Origin of the sequence: Aurantimicrobium sp. MWH-Uga1 (genome assembly GCF_003325955.1) — a bacterium.
Classification (GTDB): Bacteria; Actinomycetota; Actinomycetes; order Actinomycetales; family Microbacteriaceae; genus Aurantimicrobium.
In genome coordinates this window covers 297,631-317,351 of sequence record NZ_CP030929.1, presented here as the reverse complement: position 1 = coordinate 317,351, position 19,721 = coordinate 297,631, and the positions used below count along the sequence as shown (strand labels likewise).

Annotated in this window: 16 protein-coding genes; 5 read left to right on the top strand and 11 right to left on the bottom strand. The window is 54.6% G+C overall.

Features of this window, described 5'->3' with window-relative positions:
• Positions 1 to 41 precede the first annotated feature (41 nt).
• Positions 42 to 1,406 carry an L-serine ammonia-lyase gene (locus AURUGA1_RS01640; RefSeq protein WP_114129673.1) on the top strand — a complete coding sequence of 455 codons (1,365 nt, stop codon included), beginning with the start codon at positions 42 to 44 and terminating at the stop codon, positions 1,404 to 1,406.
• Here the strand turns inward: AURUGA1_RS01640 and mmuM are convergent, their stop codons facing one another.
• Positions 1,407 to 2,303 (bottom strand): homocysteine S-methyltransferase, encoded by an 897-nt coding sequence (mmuM, locus tag AURUGA1_RS01635; RefSeq protein ID WP_114128585.1) that lies wholly within the window; start codon positions 2,301 to 2,303, stop codon positions 1,407 to 1,409. It abuts the gene before it with no gap.
• Positions 2,304 to 2,347: 44 nt separating this feature from the next.
• On the bottom strand, positions 2,348 to 3,919 hold the full coding sequence (locus AURUGA1_RS01630; RefSeq protein WP_114128584.1) for an MFS transporter: 1,572 nt from the start codon (positions 3,917 to 3,919) through the stop codon (positions 2,348 to 2,350).
• An 85-nt stretch (positions 3,920 to 4,004) separates the two neighbouring features.
• Here AURUGA1_RS01630 and hrpA point away from each other — a divergent pair, with 85 nt between their 5' ends.
• Positions 4,005 to 7,862 carry an ATP-dependent RNA helicase HrpA gene (gene hrpA / locus AURUGA1_RS01625; protein ID WP_114128583.1) on the top strand — a complete coding sequence of 1,286 codons (3,858 nt, stop codon included), beginning with the start codon at positions 4,005 to 4,007 and terminating at the stop codon, positions 7,860 to 7,862.
• 47 nt (positions 7,863 to 7,909) lie between these two features.
• On the opposite strand, the gene AURUGA1_RS01620 is transcribed toward hrpA, so the two are convergent.
• The 3 genes from AURUGA1_RS01620 to AURUGA1_RS01605 all read right to left on the bottom strand — a co-directional run bounded on the left by AURUGA1_RS01620 (position 7,910) and on the right by AURUGA1_RS01605 (position 12,950).
• A complete protein-coding gene (locus AURUGA1_RS01620; protein WP_114128582.1) occupies positions 7,910 to 9,148 on the bottom strand; it encodes an InlB B-repeat-containing protein in 1,239 nt (412 codons plus the stop codon).
• Positions 9,149 to 9,247: 99 nt separating this feature from the next.
• Positions 9,248 to 10,228 carry a ribonucleotide-diphosphate reductase subunit beta gene (locus AURUGA1_RS01615; protein ID WP_096382109.1) on the bottom strand — a complete coding sequence of 327 codons (981 nt, stop codon included), beginning with the start codon at positions 10,226 to 10,228 and terminating at the stop codon, positions 9,248 to 9,250.
• Between the two features lie 223 nt (positions 10,229 to 10,451).
• Positions 10,452 to 12,950, bottom strand: coding sequence for a ribonucleoside-diphosphate reductase subunit alpha (locus AURUGA1_RS01605; protein ID WP_114129672.1), 2,499 nt, complete (start codon positions 12,948 to 12,950; stop codon positions 10,452 to 10,454).
• A 260-nt stretch (positions 12,951 to 13,210) separates the two neighbouring features.
• Between AURUGA1_RS01605 and AURUGA1_RS01600 the strand changes: the two genes are divergently transcribed.
• Positions 13,211 to 14,416: an MFS transporter gene (locus tag AURUGA1_RS01600; protein ID WP_114128580.1), complete on the top strand. Its 1,206-nt coding sequence runs from the start codon at positions 13,211 to 13,213 to the stop codon at positions 14,414 to 14,416.
• 10 nt (positions 14,417 to 14,426) lie between these two features.
• Here AURUGA1_RS01600 and AURUGA1_RS01595 read toward each other — a convergent pair whose 3' ends face one another.
• The 5 genes from AURUGA1_RS01595 to AURUGA1_RS01575 form a co-directional block, all read right to left on the bottom strand.
• Positions 14,427 to 15,569, bottom strand: a complete 1,143-nt coding sequence (locus AURUGA1_RS01595) for a MalY/PatB family protein (protein WP_114128579.1) — start codon at positions 15,567 to 15,569, stop codon at positions 14,427 to 14,429.
• Positions 15,570 to 15,579: 10 nt separating this feature from the next.
• Entirely contained in the window at positions 15,580 to 16,218 is a 639-nt protein-coding gene (pdxH, locus tag AURUGA1_RS01590; protein ID WP_114128578.1) for a pyridoxamine 5'-phosphate oxidase, read from the bottom strand.
• 2 nt (positions 16,219 to 16,220) lie between these two features.
• Entirely contained in the window at positions 16,221 to 16,994 is a 774-nt protein-coding gene (locus tag AURUGA1_RS01585; RefSeq protein ID WP_114128577.1) for an SDR family oxidoreductase, read from the bottom strand.
• 36 nt (positions 16,995 to 17,030) lie between these two features.
• Positions 17,031 to 17,918: a hypothetical protein gene (locus AURUGA1_RS01580; RefSeq protein ID WP_114128576.1), complete on the bottom strand. Its 888-nt coding sequence runs from the start codon at positions 17,916 to 17,918 to the stop codon at positions 17,031 to 17,033.
• A 66-nt stretch (positions 17,919 to 17,984) separates the two neighbouring features.
• Positions 17,985 to 18,620, bottom strand: coding sequence for a GNAT family N-acetyltransferase (locus tag AURUGA1_RS01575; protein ID WP_114128575.1), 636 nt, complete (start codon positions 18,618 to 18,620; stop codon positions 17,985 to 17,987).
• A 55-nt stretch (positions 18,621 to 18,675) separates the two neighbouring features.
• Between AURUGA1_RS01575 and AURUGA1_RS01570 the strand changes: the two genes are divergently transcribed.
• Together AURUGA1_RS01570 and AURUGA1_RS01565 are read left to right on the top strand one after the other, a co-directional pair.
• A complete protein-coding gene (locus tag AURUGA1_RS01570; protein ID WP_114128574.1) occupies positions 18,676 to 19,257 on the top strand; it encodes a 5-formyltetrahydrofolate cyclo-ligase in 582 nt (193 codons plus the stop codon).
• 21 nt (positions 19,258 to 19,278) lie between these two features.
• A complete protein-coding gene (locus AURUGA1_RS01565; protein ID WP_114128573.1) occupies positions 19,279 to 19,530 on the top strand; it encodes an FmdB family zinc ribbon protein in 252 nt (83 codons plus the stop codon).
• On the opposite strand, the gene AURUGA1_RS01560 is transcribed toward AURUGA1_RS01565, so the two are convergent.
• The gene (locus tag AURUGA1_RS01560; RefSeq protein WP_114128572.1) at positions 19,527 to 19,721 is read right to left on the bottom strand and encodes a hypothetical protein; all 195 of its coding nucleotides are present in this window, start codon (positions 19,719 to 19,721) and stop codon (positions 19,527 to 19,529) included. The genes AURUGA1_RS01565 and AURUGA1_RS01560 overlap by 4 nt on opposite strands.

Genomic DNA, 19,721 nt, shown 5'->3' with positions numbered 1-19,721 from the left:
GATATAGCAGCAGAGGCGAAAACCCCTCTATGCTCATGGTTGTGACAGCGTACGTCTCAGCCTTTGACCTGTTCTCGATAGGTATTGGTCCCTCCAGTTCTCACACTGTGGGCCCCATGCGTGCTGCCCTGGACTTCGTTACTTGGCTTAGGGCACAAGGCCTCATTGAGAAGGTTGCCTCCGTCAACTGCAGCCTTTATGGCTCACTCGGTTCCACCGGGATCGGTCACGGCACCCCCGGTGCCGTCATTGCCGGCTTGACTGGCCTAGCTCCAGAAACCTGCATGCCTGATGAGGTTCGCAATGCCTGGAGCAACCTAGAGAACGACCCCACACTCGATCTGGGCGGAAGCCACACTATTGCTTTCACCGCAGGCGATATCAGCTTTGAACCTCGCACTCGCCTTCCTGGCCACCCCAACGCCATGACCATTCGCGCCTTCGGCGCAGATGGAGTCCCGCTTCACGAACAGACTTATTACTCCGTCGGTGGAGGTTTCATTCGTCGTGATGGAGAAGAAACCAGCTCCATCACCACGGAATGGCCTTTGCCCTATGGAACATCAGCGGCATTGCTGGCACTGTGTGATGTGCAGAACATGACCATTGACCAGGTTGCGATGCACAACGAACTTTCTCAACACACTGAGGATGAAGTTAATGCGCGCCTGGATGCCATCTGGGACACCATGCACTCCTGTGTGCAGTCAGGATTGACCTCTGCTGGAATCTTGCCCGGCGGATTGAGTGTGAAGCGTCGTGCTGCCGAACTGCGCGAACACCTCGTCACTGCGGATGCTGCAAATAGCCGTGACACCACCATTGAGTGGCTGCACGCTTTTGCTTTGGCCGTCAACGAAGAAAACGCAGCCGGAGGCCGCGTTGTCACCGCTCCCACTAATGGTGCTGCGGGAATTGTCCCTGCCGTCGCCAGCTACTACCTCCGCTTTGTTCCAGGTGCGAACCAAGAGGGTATTCGCCGCTATTTGCTCACCGCCACCGCGATTGGGTCGTTGTTCAAGGCCAATGCCTCCATTTCAGGTGCAGAGGCTGGTTGCCAAGGCGAAGTAGGCCCCGCCTGCGCTATGGCCGCAGGTGGCCTCTGCGCCGTCCTCGGTGGAACACCACGCCAGGTTGAAAACGCGGCAGAAATTGCCATGGAACACCACCTCGGTCTCACGTGCGACCCTGTGGGCGGTCTGGTTCAAATTCCGTGTATTGAGCGCAACGCTATTGCCAGCTCCACCGCAGTGAGTGCTGCACGTCTTGCACTCCACGGTGACGGCAACCACCTGGTCTCGCTCGACACCGTCATTGAGACCATGCGTCAAACAGGTCTCGACATGTCGACAAAGTACAAAGAAACTAGCGAAGGCGGCCTCGCCGTCAACGTGATCGAGTGCTAACTAGAACGATGTAGCAAGCTGGCGAATATCGCCAGCATGAGTGCCGCAGCACCCACCAATCAGGCGAGCTCCCTGACTGAGCCAAGTTGAGGCATACGCAACAAGAGCGTCTGCATCAGCGTTCTCCCACACTCCACTTTCAGAATTCCAGGTTCCACCCCCGTTGGCATAAATCACCACGGGCAGATTGGTAACTGTGCGAATCTCAAAAATAGCGGCAGAAACTAAAGCAGGGTCAACGCAGTTGACACCAATGGCCGCAATCGCCGGAGACGATGCCGCTATCTGCGCTGCCTCCGCCACACTCTGCCCTGCCCACAACTTTCCATCTGCTCCGATGGTGAAACTCATCCACGCAATTGCACCAGGGAACTCTGCGAGCGCATCAACGAGTGCCTGCACTTCGAGAGAATCTGGAATGGTTTCGATGGCAAGCAGGTCAGGTTCAGCCTCAAGCAAGACAGCAATACGCTCGGTGTGGAATTCACGGAGTTCTTCACGACTGAGCCCGTAATTGCCCCGATACTCGCTGCCATCATGCAAGATGGCGCCATAAGGCCCCACCGATGCGGCGACGAGGGCTGGCGTTCCGACTACTGCGTCACCTGCCACGGTAACGCTGGCACGCAATGCTCGGTCAGCATCAGCTGCGCTCAGACCCACTTCCTCGAACCCCGCACGCGAGATCTGATAGCTGGAGGTAATGACGACTCTGGCACCAGCATCAACATAAGCACGGTGAGCTAAGCGAATGACCTCTGGATCATCAAGCAAGGCTTGTGCAGTCCAGAGTGCGCCCTCAAGACGACAGCCCTGTTGCTCCAGTTCTGTGCTCATTCCCCCGTCGATCACGACGGGGGATGACACAAACTTCTCAAACTCTTCACGCGTCAGCATGAGAAGAGCCTATGCAGATTTCACTAATGAGGTGGCCAGGTTACCTAGTTGGTCAAACCCAGGTATTCATCGACGGGGATGGATGCTTTCTTGTTTTTGAGCAAGAGATACATCGTGACACCCGCAACTGCAATGACAACAGCGATGATAGAAATCGTGGAGACAAAGGCAGTGGTGTAGATCGACGCCAAATCAGCAGTGCTGACAGCAGCAAGGTCACTGTTGGTGGTCTGCCCTGTTGCCATATACGAGGTAATAGCATCCAAGTTCGAATCCCCGGCAACAGCACCCTTAGTTGCTGTACTCACTCCAGAAAGTGTGAACAAGGACACCATTACGGTGCTACCAGTCAAACCAAGTGCGTAACCAAACTGTCCAACCGCAAGCTTGCTGGAAGTAACAGGGCCATAGAACTTGGCAGGTGCCAAGGTAATGAACAGGTTGCCTTGGCTGGTGGCGTTCATCATCCAGCCAACTGCGGCAATGATCATTCCGGGTAAGAACATGAGGTAGCTCGCAGTGGGGGTGAGGAAGAGGTAGGTTGCAAACCCGAGAACCATGAGAATGTAGCCAGAAATGGCAGTTGAACGAGGTTTAGACCCCTTACCCAATAAAGTTCCCGCGATGACGGAACCAATAATTCCGGCGGCAGACATAGGCAAGCTAGCGGCACCCAGAAGTGCAGCCGGAATGTGGGTGACGTATTGCCACATGTTGGGAAGCATCTGGCTCATCGAAGCTGTGGCCATGTTCCAGAAAATACCCATCACGACAGCGCCCAAGAAAGCAGGGTGAGTCAACAGCTTGATGGGAAATACCGGAGAGGCGGTCTTGTTCTCGCGAACTCCGAAGAGTGCAAGAGCAAGGAGAGCGATAATGACCGGAACATAGAACGAAGGGTGGTCAAAACCGTTGGTTGCCCCACTGATGCCGTACAGCAATCCAGCAATACCGATGGCAACGAAAAGCATGCCCAGGTAGTCGACCTTGGCGGGGGGCAATTTATCAATCTTGGGGAGGATGGGCTTAACCAAGAAGAAGCCGATAACAGAGACAACAGGAAGAATGAGGTAAGCCAAACGCCAGCTGGTCGCAATCAACACACCACCGAGCACCATCGCGACGACGGGGATGACTCCGTTGACGATGTTGTAGGTAGCCATGGCAGGACCTAGTGACTTCGTACTGGAGACATTACGCAACATTCCGTATGAAGCACCAAAGGTTACGCCCAGAGCAACACCAGTGATAATTCGTCCCAGGAGGTAGAACAGCACTGCAGTGTCAGCCTTGGGGTCAATCAGACCCGCGCTGGCGGTCATGAGCTGACCAGCAGCAGCAACCAGTACTGAGAGAGCAAGAAGCAGACGGCGGCCATAACGGTCCGCGAGCATACCGCCGGGAATCGCCGTTGCGGCTAGAGCAAGAGTTGAAATACCAGCTGCAAGCGACTGCGTGGATGCAGAAAAGTTCAGTTCGTCAGATGCCTTAACTAACGCAAGCGAGGAGATAAGCGGGTCAGCAACTTGAATTGCCCCGAGCATGCCCAACAAGATTACGGCTGCCCGACGAAAACCTTGTTCTGGTGCGGTACCGGCAGAAGCTGATGAAGACACATTTCCTCCTAGAAAGTGGACCTGAGTAAGTGTGTCACATTAGACGACAGGTATAAACACCCCTCGCGTAGGCTGGATAAAGCCCATGGATGCCGCACTCATCACCTACCCGCCTGACTTACCTGTCAGTGAGTGGCGTGACGAGATACTTTCAGCCATTCGAGACAACCAGGTTGTGATCATTGCCGGGGCAACCGGTTCAGGAAAAACAACCCAGATACCCAAAATGTGCCTGGAATTGGGCCGCACAAGTATTGCTCACACCCAGCCACGACGAATCGCTGCTCGTGCTGTTGCCGAGCGCATTGCTGAGGAACTGGGGGTTGAACTCGGCGGCCTTGTCGGCTATCAAGTGCGCTTCACCGATCAGGCCAGTGCAGAAACTGAAGTCAAAGTAATGACTGATGGCATCTTGCTCAATGCCCTGCAACGCGATCGCCTTCTCTCCAACTACGACACCATCATCATTGATGAGGCGCATGAGCGCAGCCTCAATATCGATTTCCTTCTGGGATATCTCAAGCAGATACTTCCCCACAGACCCGACCTCAAAGTCATCATTACTTCTGCGACCATTGACCCTGAGAGCTTCGCCGAACATTTCGGTGGTGCACCCATTATTGAAGTATCGGGTCGCACCTACCCCATCGAGATCCGTTACCGTCCCCTAATCCAAGACAAGGTCAGCAGTGACGATGTCGACGATGACGAACTGGCAGATGACAAGAACACAGCAACAGCAGTTCCCGAACATTCAGCCCGTGATTACCTAGACGGAATCATCTCTGCTCTCAATGAGCTAGACAAGGAAGCACCCGGTGACGTGCTGGTGTTCCTCTCAGGTGAAACAGAGATTCGTGATGCTCAAGAAGCCGTCGAAGGCCACATCGCGGCCGGCCGAATGAAGGCCGGCACCGAAGTGCTGCCACTGTATGGCCGCCTCTCAGCGGCAGATCAGCACAAAGTCTTTGAACCGAGCAAAGTCCCAGGCCTCAGAAAACGTATTATCTTGGCAACCAACGTGGCCGAGACGAGCCTGACGGTTCCGGGAATCAAATACGTCATTGATGCGGGAACAGCACGAATCTCCCGTTATTCCCCTAGAGCCAAGGTGCAGCGACTACCCATAGAGGCCATCTCGCAAGCCAGCGCGAATCAGCGCTCAGGACGTTGCGGTCGAACCAGCGAGGGCATTGCCATACGCCTCTACTCTGAAGAAGACTTTAAACGCCGCCCAGAATTCACTGACCCTGAGATCCTGCGCACCAACCTTGCCTCGGTGATTCTGCAGGCGGCGTCACTTGGACTAGGAGACATTTCCCAGTTCCCGTTCTTGCAAACACCGGATTCACGGGGTGTGAAAGACGGCATTGACCTGCTGAAAGAACTCGGGGCAATCCAGACAAACTCCAGCAGCACAAAACTGACCAAAATTGGTCACGACTTAGCGCGACTTCCCATCGAGCCCCGCTTTGCGCGCATGGTTCTCGAGTCGCGCCACCACGGAGTGACCAGAGAAGTCATGGCGATTGTGGCAGGGCTCACCATTCAAGACCCGAGAGAACGCCCTCTCGAAAAACGCCCCCAAGCAGACCTCTCCCATGCACGCTTTACTGACCCCACCAGTGACTTTCTCACTTTGCTCAACATGTGGAACTATCTCGAAGAGAAACAGAAAGAACTTTCCTCCAGCGCCTTCCGCAGAATGTGTAAAGCAGAGTTTCTCAACTACCTCAGAGTTCGCGAGTGGAACGACGTCTATCGCCAACTCAAAACCCTGACGAAACCATTGGGCTTGAGCTTGGGCGAACCAAAGATTGATCCAGATGGCATACACAAATCACTTCTGTCCGGCCTGCTCTCTCACATCGGTCTCAAGCAAGTCAGCGACAACAAACTAGGGAACAAATACAACGACAAGAACTCTCCTCGCAAACAACAGCATGAGTATCTCGGCGCGAGGAATCAGAAGTTCGTCATCTTTCCAGGATCTGCATTAGCGAAGAAACCACCTGCAGCTGTGATGAGTGCAGAGCTGGTAGAAACCAGCAGACTCTTTGCCCGCACCAATGCGGCGATAGATCCAAGCTGGGCCGAAAAGATTGCCGGAGAGCTGTGCAAGCGAAGCTATAGCGAACCACACTGGGAGAAAAACCAAGGAGCTGTCGTCGCCTATGAGCGCGTCACGCTCTATGGCGTCACACTCGTAGCCCACCGACGAATGCAATACTCACGTATTGATCCTGAACTCTGCCGTGAACTGTTTATTCGCCATGCATTGGTGGATGGCGAATGGGATTCCAAGCAAGCATTCGATCGAAGCAATCGCGCACTGCGCAGGCAGCTCGAAGAACTTGAAGAACGCTCAAGAAGAAGAGACATTCTCGCTGACGACGAAGTTGTTTTCGCGTTCTATGACCAGCGCATCCCCGCCGATGTCTTCTCCACCAGAACCTTTGAAGGCTGGTGGAAGAAGGCGCGCGCCACAAACCCTGACCTGCTCACCATGCAACGCTCTGACTTGTTAGAAGAAACTGAAGCAGAACATGACGAGAATGAATTCCCCTCAGAGTGGGCCTTTGGCGACCAACGCCTGAAGCTCACCTACAGATTTGAACCTGGCCGCGAAGACGACGGCGTCACTGTTGAAATCCCGCTTCCATTACTGGCGAGATTAGAACCAGAGGCATTCGAGTGGCTTGTTCCAGGTTTGCGCCTCGAGCTCATCACTGGCCTGATCAAGACACTTCCTAAGAACATTCGCCGCCAGGTAGTGCCGGCAGCAGATTGGGCCACGAAAGCCGCCGCAACGCTGCCTGAAAAACCCGAAGGCAGCGTCCTTGTTGCTGTTGCGCAAACTCTCCAACGCCTCAGCGGAGCACTTATTTCAGCACAGGACTTTGATCCCGAACGCCTTCCTGATCACCTGAGGATGACGTATCGGGTCATCAGCAGCACAGGCAAGAGGCTCGGCACAGATAAAAACCTCACCAAACTTCAGCGAGGACTAGCCGAGCGCACGAGAGATGCCATAGCTGAAGTAGCAGAACGCGTAACGTCCCCCCTCGAAAGGGACAACCTCACCAGCTGGGACTTCGATGAACTCCCCCGCACGGTGGATGCCCAACACGGCGGCAACACCGTGCGGGCATACCCTGCACTCGTGGTCACCCACCCAGGAACAACCAAACAAGAAGTCAAAATCAGACTTCTCGCCACCGAAGCAGACCAAAAACGAGAACACCCGCTAGGAACGAGAGCTCTAGTAATTGCAGCAATTCCTTCCCCTGCGAAATATGTGCAAGAGCACCTCACTGCCAATGAGAAACTCATCCTTACCCAAAGCCCCTATCCAAGCCTGGGCGCACTGATTGCCGATGCAATCGGCGCCAGCGTGGATAACGTGCTGTTCTCCATGCGTGATGACGGAATGATCTTCCAAAAGGCAGAGTTTGAAACCCTCAGAGACCGAGTCCAAGGTGCCATCATGGACAACATCTTTGATGCTGTCTCACAAACAGCCAGAATTCTCAGTGCAGCCAAAGAAGCACACAAAGCCATGGCCCAAGCAAACCCGATGACGTTCTTGGCACAGCTCACAGAAGAAAAAGCTCATCTTGAGCAACTATTACGTCCAGGCTTTATCGGAGAGGTTGGGCTTACCCGACTGCCACGAATCCTTGTCTACATCAAAGCAATCACGATGCGTATTCAGCGCATGATCGAGGATTCAGGCAGAGACAGAACTGCATCTGTTGAACTTACCCAAGCCCTCAATCTTTACGAGTCTGCAGGGGGCAAGATACCTCTAGCCCCACACTCCCCAGCACACCTCGTCAAAGCACGCTGGATGCTTGAAGAATTCAGAGTAAGTCTCTTTGCGCAGCCTCTTGGAACGGCAGAACCAATCTCGTTGCAAAGAATCAAGAAAGTCCTTGCATAAAGAAAAACGCCCCACTCAAGGAGCGGGGCGTTCTGTTGGGATGACTACTAGTTACTCTGCTTACGACGAGCAATCAGCATGAGCGCACCACCAACTAAGGCAAGCGCAAGGCCTCCGAAGAGGTAAGGCGCTGCGTCAAAACCAGTCTGAGCGAGCTCAGCAGGAATCGTGCTTGATGTGGCAAGCAATGTTCCCGAAGCTGAGACCTTGAAATAGGTCACACTGGTAACAGCAGAACCATCGGCAGCTGTTGAAGAGAATGTCAGTGTGTGCCAACCTGCCTCAAGGCCAGTGGGAAGAGTCACAGAGGTGTTCACAGCACCCGCAGTTGCATTTCCAGAACCTATAGTCTGGGGCGTTGACTGAACAACAAGTGAATATGCAGCAGTTGATTGCAAACCGCTAGCAGCGATAGCAACAGTCGAGCCTGCCACAAGCTGTCCAGTAGTTGCATTCAAAGTAAGGTTCACACTCGCTGATGATGGGGCTCCTCCTCCACCGCCACACGCATTTGAGCCGTCAGCCCAAACTGCATAAAGTGTTGCATTTGCAGAGAAATTGTACATAGCCCTGTTTGCATAAACTAAAGAACCATTACATGTAGTTGACCAGCCCCTGAAAGTGGTTCCCGACTTAACAAAAGTATTGTTGTTCAAGGGACCAAAACCACCATTGGTTTGATTCGACATTGTTCCTGTTCCGCCATTTGAGTCAAAAGTGACTGTGTACGTTGCAGGTGGCGGCGCAGAATTCACAGTAATTGGAAGTATGTACTCTACTGGCATGAATCCTGGACCTGTAATTGCTTTGAAGTTATAGGTACCTCCGCTAGCTGCAACTTGATATGCACTTGCTGCAAACTGAATATTGATCGAAGTTGCGGTTCCCAGACCTTTGATTACTAGTTGAGATATATCTTTTTTCACAACGGGTGTACCTATACCAGTCCCTGTGATTGAGAGGATGCCACAGTTTGATGACGCAAATGCAGTGAAGCTTGTTGCACATCCGCTTGGGAGGCTCCACATCCCAGTGGCGGAACCGGTTCCTCTAACCTCTATTGTTATCTGTCCTGCGCTAGGACTTCCGTCATCAACGAAAGCAGTCCCACCATTGTCAATCTTTACTTCGAACGCAGGACTCGCTGTACTTGCATCAAACGTCGGAACTGGATTGGTGATCATGGTTATTCCAGCAGCTGCATGAGCCGGTGCAGCTAGACCAGCAACAACAAGACCCAGTGTCAAAAAAGCGGCGCTAAGCGCTTTGAGTGAAAACTTTTGCATACAAATAGTCTAGACAAAAATTCTAGGGATTGTCGCCTTTTTGGTGTACAGAAAAGGGCCCTCCTGTAATCAGGAAGGCCCTTAACTCTGTTCGAGTATTTAGGCGGTTGCGCCGTTGGACTCGTAGCTTGTGTTGGTCGACTCGAAGAAGTTGACCAGCTGCAAAGTGTCGTTGGCGGTTGCCATCCACTTTGCAGGGTTGGAGACCTTGTAGTGGGCCTCGAAACCGAGCTCCTCGAGACGACGGTCAGCCAGGTACTTCACGTACTGGTTGATGTAGTTTGAGTTCAGACCCAAGATGCCGTTGGGGAGGAGGTCACGGTTGTATTCCTCTTCCATCTCAACAGCGTTGAGAATCATGTTGCGGATTTCTTCTGCGAACTCGGGGGTCTGCAGGTCTGGGTTCTCTTCGAGAACAGTCAGAATCAGGTTGATTCCGAACTTGAGGTGAAGAGACTCGTCGCGAACGACCCAGTCCATGAGAGATCCGAAGTTACGCAGCAGGTTGCGCTGGCGGAAGCTCAGCGCAACCATGAAGCCGGAGTAGAACCAGATTCCCTCGAGGATGACGTTGTAGGCAACGAGGTTGCGAACGAAGTCCTTCTTGCCCTCGGTGGTGGTGATGTCGAGAGTCTGCTCGGTCATGCGCTTGATGAACTTGACTTCGAATTCTTCCTTGCGAGCCATGGAAGGCACCTTGACGTGAGAGCTGTAGGCAATCTCACGGTCAATGGGGAAGGTTTCGAGCACGTACTCAAAGCTCATGCAGTGGTTTGCTTCTTCCCACATCTGCTTCGCGAGGTAGAGGTGAGCCTCGGGAGCCTTGACGTAGGGGTACACGCCGAAGGCGAGTGCCTTGTTCACAAGCAGCTCGTTGGGGTTGAAGTAGCTCATCAAGAAGGTGATGGCGTGACGTTCTTCATCCGTCATCTTCTTGAAGTCAGCGATGTCTTCACCGAGCTGAATTTCGTTGGGGAACCAGGTGTTTGCTACTGCCTGGTCGTAAAGGTCCATCGCCCACTTGTAGGTGACGGGCTTAAGCATGAGTCCATCCTGGACTCCGGTACCGAGAATACCCATGGTGTTTCTCCTTAGTTCGTCGTAAAAGTGTGGTGTTTCTGTAGTGTCCCGTTTTTCTAGAGCGGGTGCCCTAGTGGGGTGCGGCGGGGTTGTTACAGATGGTGCAGGTGTTGCAGGGGTGTCTGTGGATCAGAGCGATTTGCCTACTGGCAGGACTCGCACTGAAGTTCATCCATCGGGTCGACGGGAACGAAGTACTCGTCTACGGGGGTTGTGTAGTTCATTAGTTTCCACCTCCCGATGCGCCGAATCCGAAGCCTTTACGTGCAGGGGCAGCGACAGCAGGTTCTGCTTCTGCAACAGCGGAGACTGCGTGTGGTTCTGGGTTTGCACCGGAACCACTACCGAAGCCGAAGCCCTTCTTGGGTCCACCACTGGCGTTGATGTCTTCTGCCTTGTTCACCTTGACGGTGGACTGCTCGGCCGTGTGACGTGGCTTCATGTGCAGGTAGTAGGTGGTCTTCACGCCACGGTTCCATGCTTCGGAGTAAATCTCCATCATGTCGCCGAGGTCACGAGTTTCCAGATACATGTTGCGGCTGATGGCCTGGTCGATCCACTTCTGTGCACGCGCGGCAACCTCAAGGAAGGAGAAGGGCGAGAGCTGGAAGCTGGTCTTGTAAACAGCCTTGATGTGGTCGGGAATCTGAGGAAGGTTCTGTACGTCACCCTGGTTACGCAGCAGGTCTTCACGGACGGTCTCCCAGATTCCGAGCTTCTGGAGGTCTGCAACGAGGTTGCGGTTGACCTCAAGGAACTTGCCCGAACTGGTTGCACGGCTGAAGATCTGTGAGAACTGGGGGTCCAGACCTGGGGTGGTTCCGGCAACAAGACCGATGGATGCGGTGGGAGCAATAGCCATCAGGGTTGCGTTGCGAACGCCACCCTTGACCTTCTTCCGCAGTGCATCCCAGTCCAGGGTGGTCTTGCGGTTGACGGTGATGGGGACACCACGGTCTGCTTCGGTGAGGTCGATGCTGTCGAAAGGTACGAGACCCTGTGACCAGCGGCTTCCTTCGAAGTTGCTGTAGGCGCCACGCTCCTGTGCAAGCTCAACCGATGCTTCGATTGCTGCATAAGAGATGTGCTCGGTGATGACGTCGATGAGGTCGTAGGCCTCTTCGGACTCGTAGGAGTAACCCATACGCTCCACGATGTCGGTGAAGCCCATGAGACCCAGACCGATGGCACGGTTTTCCTTGTTGGAGAAGTCTGCCTCTTCCACTGACGAGCGTGTGATGTCGATCAGGTTGTCGAGCTGGCGCACAGCAAGCTTGGCGCTTTCGGCCAGCTTGGCAAAGTCAACGGTGTTCTCGTCGGTGAGGTGACGGGAGAGGTTGATCGAGGCGAGGTTACATACCGAGACGTTGTCCTCGTCCTGTGGCAGCGTAATTTCGGTGCACAGGTTGGAGGAGTGGATGGTTCCGGTGTTGTTGTTGAGGGCACGGAGGTTGATGGTGTCCTTCCACGTCAGCCAGGGGTGGCTGGTGGACTGGAGAGAGATCAGGATCTGCTTGAACTGCTCGCGAGCACCGATCTTCTTGTAGAGGTTCATCCGGCCGGCTTCTGCCTCGGCTACGTAGTAGTTGTAGCGCTCAGAGAACGCCTTACCGTAGAGCTCGTTGAGGTCAGTTACCTCGAGTGGGTCGAAGAGGTACCAGTCGTCGTCGTTCTGAACACGCTTCATGAACTCGTCGGAGATCCACACAGCAGTGTTTGCGGTACGGGTACGACGGTAGGGGTCACCAGAGTTCTGGCGCAGGTCAAGGAACTCGGGGAAATCGAGGTGCCAGTTTTCCATGTAGAAGCACATCGCACCGAACTTCTTACCACCACGGCTCACCGCACGCAGGATCGAGTCCAGCGTGTGCATGAAAGGAATAGGGCCGGTCGAGGTGGTGTTGTTCGAGCGGATGGGGGAACCCTGCGCACGCAACTTGGTTACGGACAGACCAATACCACCGGTTCCCTTGGTAAGCCACATGACGTCGCGCGTGGTCTTCGCGATGTGCTCCATGTCGTCCTGCATTTCAAGAACGAAGCAGTTAGCAAGCTGTGGGTAGATGGTTCCGGCGTTCACCAGAGTAGATCCAGCTGCAAGGTACTCAAGCTGGCTCATCTTGTTGTAGAACTTGATGGCGTGCTCGGTGGGGTTCTTCTCGTTGAGAGACAGACCCATGGAGATACGCATCCAGAAGTACTGAGGAACCTCAAGAGGGTCACCGTTGCGGCCCTTGATGGCGTAGCGGTTGTTGAGGGTAACAACACCGATGTACTTGAGCAGGTCATCGTGGCTGGGGTCAATCTCAGCCGCGAGTGCGTCGAGGTCGAACAGTTCAGCCAGTCGAGGGTCAAGCAGACCTTCCTCGACGCCACGCTTCATGTTCTCTGCGAAGTGATCGCGGTGTAGCTTCTTGAGCTGTTCGGGGGTAGAGAAGTCTCCGAGAACACGCTTGTAGATGGTCTTGAGCAGCAGACGGGCAGCTACAACGTCGAATGCAGGGTCATCTTTGACGTTCTGCAGAGCAACCTGGATGACTGCTTCGTCAAGTTGCTGAGTGGTGATGCCATCAAACAGGGTGATTTCGAGTTCGGTTGCAATCTGGGTCACCCACGCAATGTTGTCGTGCAGGCCATGAGTTGCCTCTTCAATCGCCATGTTGATCTTGTTGGCGTCATACTGTTCGCGCTGTCCATTGCGCTTAACGACAGTGATTCCCACGTCTGTTGTCTCTTCCTCGTAAATTTTCTGCTCTAGGTGCTTGACCACTATATAAGGGGTTGGCTCGAAAATGAATCCCCTACATGTTGTGGGCGTGTCATCCCCAATTGTGGATAACTTTTCCGCATTTGTGCACATATTCACATCGTTTTTTGTTCATTTATTACGTGAAATACATCTTCTGGCCACCCACGGACACTCACGACGGTTATTCGCGCTCATTCGCACCCTTATGACCCGGCCCATAGACTGGAGAAACTGTGAAAACGTATGCGGAACTACTCAAAGTACGCGGGGTGACCCGCGTTGTTTTGTCGCAGCTACTCGCACGTTTTCCCCACGGCATGCTCTCCATCGCATTCCTTATTCACGTGGAGCGCATTCACAACTCCTACGCAGCGGCAGGACTGGTGGTTGGTGCGATCAGCTTGGGCGAAGCTATTGCCGGGCCAATTAGTTCTCGCCTCATGTCGCGCTGGGGGATGCGCCCACTGCTGAGCGTGATGGCTGTGGTTGCAGTTGTGCTGTTTAGCGCAATGGCCATCATCCCCTTCTCCGTTCCCGTCATGATTCTTCTGGGCTTTATCGCCGGATGCTCCTACCCACCGATTCAGCCTGCTGTGCGCACGATCTACCCCAAGCTGGTTCCTAACCGCTTGCTCACTCCCCTGTTTTCTCTCGATGCCACTGCTCAAGAAATCATTTGGATTGTTGGGCCCGTACTCACCACCTTCGTGGCTGTGCAGTTTGGCAGCACCGAGGCAATCCTGACGGCGATGGCATTCCTGGCCGTCGGCGGAGCATGGTTTATTACTTCCCCCTCAGTGGGGCAAGTTCGTATTCCCCCCAGCAAGCGTCGCTTGGGTGGAGTGCTCACTCGCTCTCCCGTCATTATCTCGATGACCTTAGGGCTCACTTTGGTGGCCACATTCTCCGCTGTTGAAGCAGGAATTATTGGTCTCTACGGCAAAGAGGGACCAGAAGCTGGATGGATTCTCGCCATCTATGCCCTGGGCTCACTGGTCGGTGGATTGGCGTGGGGTCACCGGGAAATTGCGCCGTGGTCGTTGACGCGCAGACTCGTGGTGATCACTGCAGGGCTAGTTGCCGCGTCCTTCTCCAGTGATTTCTGGTGGCTTTCGCTCACCCTCTTCATTTCAGGACTTGGAGTTGCCCCTGCACTCACGGTTCTTTTTGCCAACATCAGCGCAACGATGAAGTTCAGCGAGACCGCGGAGTCCTACGCCTGGATAGGCACTGGACAACTCATCGGAGTCGGGGTGGGTGCAGCTGTCGCAGGTTTCTGTATTGACCATTTCGGTGCCCCATCAGCAATTGTTGCCGCCACTGGCTTTGCGGTGATTACCGTACTCGGTGCTGTAGTGGCATATAAGTGGAGTCCCGACCTCCGTGGCACAACGGGAGTTCCTCTACCTGATACGGGCCCGCTGGAAACAATCAGCTAGAACAGCAGAACTAGAGAGCTAGCGATGCCCGGCGGAATGCTTCCGTCAAAATCTCGGGACTTGTGCCCATGTTGACACGGATGTGGCCTTCGCCGCCTGGGCCAAAGACGTGGCCACTACTAAAGGCAACCTTGCCTTTTTCTAAGAACACCTGTCCTGGGTCATCGCCCAGGCCGAGGTCTCGGCAATCCACCCACGCTAAATAGGTTGCCTCCACGGGAGTGTATTTCGCACCGGGAAGGAACGTGGTCACCAGTTCCGTGACGAGGTGGCGGTTGCGGTCGATGTCTTTATTCACATCCGCCAACCACTGGTCGCCGCCATGCAACGCTGCAACGTGAGCAATAGTGCCCAGGTGGCTGGGACCTTCCAAATACTTGGACTTCATGGAACGAACAAACTCCGAGGACGCTGGATTGGTCACAATGAGCGCTGCCTTGAGCCCGGCAAGGTTGTATGACTTGGAGGCACTGGTCACCACGATGGCGTCAGCTGCTTCGGGGATGTCCAGGATGGAAATGAAGGTATAGCCAGGCATCGTCAAGGGAGCGTGAATTTCATCCGAGAGAATACGGATGCCGTGCTTGGCCGCCAAGGTTGCCAACATGGTCAGCTCTTCACGGGTGTGAACAGCACCACCAGGATTATGCGGGTTGCTGATGAGCACCATGCCGCCCTTGCCCAGAGCTGCTGCTTCAGAAAATGCCTTTTCTAGGCTTTCTGCATCAAAGCGTCCTTCGGCCGTCAGCGGCGCATTCACAACTGTTCGTTGCGTACCGCCAACAATCATCGCGAAGGGGTAATACACCGGAGGAGTCAACACAATCGGTGCCCCCGGTTCTGTCAATTCCAAAATGACCGAGGTCAACCCTCGAATGACATCAATGACGGGGAGAGTGTAGGCAGGATCGACGTTGAGGTTCCAGTGGCGCCTCGAATATTCCGCGAAGGCTTCACCATAGACATCACCATGGGCATAACCGGTGTCACCCTCGGTCAGTGCGGCGTTAACTGCTTCTGCAACGGAAGGCGCAATGGTGCTGTCCATCTCTGCCACCCACAGCGGCAACACATCCGGGCCGTATTGTCTCCACTTAGCGCTGGTGCGGGTGCGGAGTTGATCGAGGGAATAGGTAGTGAACGGAGTTGCCATGTCCTTCAGCCTAGGGCTGGAGGCGTGTTATCTGCCAGAGACCATCCACAAGGTCATACCGGATGCGATCGTGGAATCTCATGGAACGTCCCTGCCAAAACTCAATGGCATGCGGTTCCACATGAAAAGCACCCCAGTGTTCTGGCCGGGGAACAGCAGTCCCTTCTGGATATTGCTTTTCAAGCTCAGCTAGTTGAGCATCAAGTTCTGCGCGCGAAGCAATGGGCTCAGACTGATTGCTTGCAGCGGAAGCAAGCTGGGCGCCCTGCGGGCGCCTGTTCCACATCTCATCACTGATGGCTGCGCTTGCCTTGATTGCTGTGCCATAGACAATCACTTGGCGCTTGAGGCTATACCAAGGAAACAATAGAGAAATACTGGGGTTTGCCAGCAGTGCTTTGCCTTTGCGTGAAGTGTAGTTGGTGACAAATTGGAAGCCACTCTCATCCAGACCCTTGAGTAGGACGGTGCGCGAACTCACCCTGCCATCGGGGTCAATTGTGCTGGCGACCATCGCATTGGGCTCAAAAATATCTTCTGCTTCTGCCTGGGTGAGCCATTGTGCAAACTGCTCAAGAGGGTGAGCTAAGGCAATGTTCTCGTCGAAGGGAACATTGCCGTAGTCGGTGTGACGCGAAAGAGATTCCATGCTTAGGCCTTCGGTGTGAGTGTGCCACGAATGAGTTTGTGTTGTGCGGCTTGGGCTACCGGACGGATCGTAATCATGTCCATGTTCACATGCCCGGGAAGTTCGAGTGCGTGCACGATGGCTTCGGCAACATCTTCGGCAACCAGTGGTGCTTCCACCCCGGCATAGAGTGCCTCAACTTTGCTGGTGTCTCCAGCTAAACGGTTGAGTGCAAACTCGTCGGTCTTGACCATGCCCGGGGCAATCTCCATCACGCGGATGGGTTCACCGGCAAGCTCTAGGCGTAAAACTCCCACCACCGCGTGGGCAGCAAACTTGGCTGCGTTATATCCCCCGCCACCCTCATAGGGAACAAAACCAGCTGTGGAGGTCACCGTCATGATGTCCGCGTGCCCACCGGCTGCCGCCTGGCGCAGCAGCGGCAGCAGGGCACTGGTCACCCGCTGCACACCCAACACATTCACATCAAACATCTTCTGCCAATCGGCAGGATCGCTTTCTTCCACGCTGGATGCGCCAAAAGCACCACCGGCATTATTGACCAGCGCGTGCACGGGGCCAGTGTCAGCGAGGAATTCCCGCAGAGCATCAACATCTTCTTGCTGAGTCACATCGGCAACGAAGGTGCTGATGCCGGCATCAGCCTCGAGTTCAGCGAGACGGTCTGCGCGGCGTGCAACACCGACCACGTTCCAACCGTGCTGAGCAAAAAGCCGGGCAGTAGCCTGACCGATACCTGAACTAGCTCCAGTAATGACAACGCGACGAGTGCTCATAGAGCAAATGTACCGCGGAAGTGTTAGTGGGTTTACTTATCCTGCGCGACGACGGCGCAGAACAGCGTCCAGATCAAGTTCTGCAGAAGCTGTGGTGTCCACCACACCCATACCAGCTAGGCGTGAGGCAACCTCTGGTGCAGGTGCTTCGGTGCGAACAGGAGGAGTGGTTGCGGTGCGACGTAGCTGTTCAAGTCCAGCTTGATCCATGCTCATGCGCTCAACCAGTGCAGATTCTTGTGCAGACTGACGCATGCGCTCGGCAGCAATCTGTGATTGCACGACCGCCTGCGACAGCGTGCCCTCAGAGAGATGCAGTGGGCGTGGAAGTGCGGTAGGAGTCCAGCTTCGTGACACCTGTGCAGGCTTGAAGTGGGACTGGTCAAAGAATTCGGAGGCGTACCGGTGCGACGCCGCAGGTGCTGCCTGGATAGTGGTCGAGGAAACGACAACTTCTTGAATGACTAAAGCCAGAGCGAACACGAGGCACGAAATGGCGAGGGTCTCCCAGCTTCCACCGGTTGCCAAGATGATGGACCCAGCAATGATGCCGACCAGTGTTGCAGCCAGGAAGAGCGCACTTGCAAGACGGTTGCGGCGAGCGCGGCGAGCAGCAATCACGGCTTGCTCGTCATAGCCCACAGCACGTGCTGCTGCCTGGCGCATTTCTGCGCGGGCTGCAGCCTCTGCTTGACGAAGCACACGCTTTTGTTCGATCACGGCGCGAGCAGATGCTTCCACACGAATCTCCTCGGGAACATCGGCAGTTTCTGCCAGAGCGCGGATGGTTTGCTGCATGCGCACGGCGTTGCGTTCGGTCGCATCGAAGTGCTTGCGACGTAAGTAGGTAGGGATGAGATACATAATCCACAGGGCGGCCGCGATTGCGAATACCAGCCCTCCGCCAAGAAAATCACCACTCATGACTTCTAAGGTACGAGTGAATCGAGCCGGAGTGCTTTAAGCCCGGGGTGTGTTGTCTGAGGTGGGTTAGCCCAGCAAATCGTAGTCAGCTGCCGGCACGGTACCGATTCCTTCAGGAACCCTGCCACTCTTCCATCTCTCGAGCACTCCATCGGGGACTTCTTCCTGGGTGAGGGCGAAGGAAAAGTGGTCGCGCCAGTCTCCGTTGATGTGGATGTAGCGGCGGCGAAGACCCTCATAGCGGAAGCCCAGTTTCTCCACGATGCGCAGCGAGGCAGTGTTTTCTGGACGGATGCAGATTTCCATCCGGTGAAGCCCGAGGTTGTGCAGACAGTAGTCGGTGGCAAGTGCAACAGCAGTAGGTGTCACACCCTGGCCGGCGACGCGCTCGGCCACCCAATAACCCAGCTGGGCTGAGGAGAGCGAGCCATAGGCAATAGCAGAAACATTGAGTTGGCCCACCAATTCGCCGTCATATTCAATGGCGAACGGAATACCTGCTCCCACGCGGGCGTGGGCGAGCAGGTTTCGTATTCCTGCTTTGGTGTCGAAACTGACAAAGCTTTGCGGAACAGTGGCTTCCCATTGGCGCAACCAGGCGCGGTTGCGCATCAGTTCTTCTTCAAGTTTTTTGGCATCACGGGTTTTGATTCCCCGAATACTCACACGGCCTTCATGCAGTGTGGGAATGATGGCTGCCATGTGACTAAGCCTAACCACAGGAGTGTGCTTCTTTGTGGGCGAATAGAATATGGATATGTCTGAGGATCTTGTTACTGCAAAGCAGGCTTTGCGTGCCGAGATTCGTGACCGCCGTCGGGTGATGCCTCAGCATGAGCGTGATGAGGCCACCGCTAAGCTCACGGAACACCTCAAGAATCTTGTGGCAGCACGGGGCGTGAAACGCCTGTCGTGCTACCTGGCAACACCGAGTGAACCAGAAACCAGACCTTTTCTTTCCTGGGCTTACGACAACGGAATTGACGTGTTGTTGCCGGTGAGCCGCGATGACGGTTTATTGGACTGGGCTATCGCCAATGACTCCCCGGATGAGAACGTGGGTTTGTATGGAATCCCCGAACCCACCGGTGAACTGATAGGCCCCATTGCCATCAACGATGTGGACCTCATTATTGTTCCGGCTTCCGCCGTGGATAAGAAGGGTGTGCGCATGGGTTGGGGTCGCGGATATTTCGATAAGACTCTCGGCTCGATGGGTAAACGCCCACCTGTTTATGCTCTTGTTTTCGACAGTGAATATGTTGATTCCTTGCCTCAGGAAGTTCATGACCAACCGGTGACCGGTGTGGTTACTCCTTCCGCCCTGATTACCTTCTAACTCGACTCATTCGGAGATCTTGTGCCTACCTACTCATACCGCTGCACGCAATGCGATAACGCCTTCGATATTCAGCAGTCCCTCAGCGAGGACAGCCTGACCGAGTGCCCCAGCTGCAAAGGAAAGCTGCGCAAACTCTTCAACATGGTCGGGGTGACCTTCAACGGTTCAGGTTTTTACCGCACTGATTCACGTCAGAGTTCGAGTGGTTCAACTTCGGGCAGCAGCGGAAGCAGCAGCTCCTCTGGTGGAAGTAGCTCTTCTTCGAACTAACCCCAGTGGGGTGGCTTATCCCGTTTGAGTTGCTCATCGTTACTGAGCTGACGCTCAGCCCAATCTTCACCGGTCACCTCGGCAGGAGAATCCACAAACGCCGGGTCGACTGCGGCACCTTCTGGTTGCCACTGAACTCGGCGGTTGGTGCGCGAACGAGGCTTGGGCTCTTGTTCAGGCTGGGTAGGCAT

What these genes read in the sequence shown, in the direction of transcription:
- mmuM (WP_114128585.1), bottom strand. Translation starts at nt 2,303, where the DNA reads ATGCTGACGCGTGAAGAGTTTGAGAAGTTTGTGTCATCCCCCGTCGTG.
- hrpA (WP_114128583.1), top strand. Translation starts at nt 4,005, where the DNA reads ATGGATGCCGCACTCATCACCTACCCGCCTGACTTACCTGTCAGTGAG.
- AURUGA1_RS01620 (WP_114128582.1), bottom strand. Translation starts at nt 9,148, where the DNA reads ATGCAAAAGTTTTCACTCAAAGCGCTTAGCGCCGCTTTTTTGACACTG.
- AURUGA1_RS01615 (WP_096382109.1), bottom strand. Translation starts at nt 10,228, where the DNA reads ATGGGTATTCTCGGTACCGGAGTCCAGGATGGACTCATGCTTAAGCCC.
- AURUGA1_RS01595 (WP_114128579.1), bottom strand. Translation starts at nt 15,569, where the DNA reads ATGGCAACTCCGTTCACTACCTATTCCCTCGATCAACTCCGCACCCGC.
- pdxH (WP_114128578.1), bottom strand. Translation starts at nt 16,218, where the DNA reads ATGGAATCTCTTTCGCGTCACACCGACTACGGCAATGTTCCCTTCGAC.
- AURUGA1_RS01585 (WP_114128577.1), bottom strand. Translation starts at nt 16,994, where the DNA reads ATGAGCACTCGTCGCGTTGTCATTACTGGAGCTAGTTCAGGTATCGGT.
- AURUGA1_RS01580 (WP_114128576.1), bottom strand. Translation starts at nt 17,918, where the DNA reads ATGAGTGGTGATTTTCTTGGCGGAGGGCTGGTATTCGCAATCGCGGCC.
- AURUGA1_RS01575 (WP_114128575.1), bottom strand. Translation starts at nt 18,620, where the DNA reads ATGGCAGCCATCATTCCCACACTGCATGAAGGCCGTGTGAGTATTCGG.
- AURUGA1_RS01570 (WP_114128574.1), top strand. Translation starts at nt 18,676, where the DNA reads ATGTCTGAGGATCTTGTTACTGCAAAGCAGGCTTTGCGTGCCGAGATT.
- AURUGA1_RS01560 (WP_114128572.1), bottom strand. Translation starts at nt 19,721, where the DNA reads ATGCCTACCCAGCCTGAACAAGAGCCCAAGCCTCGTTCGCGCACCAAC.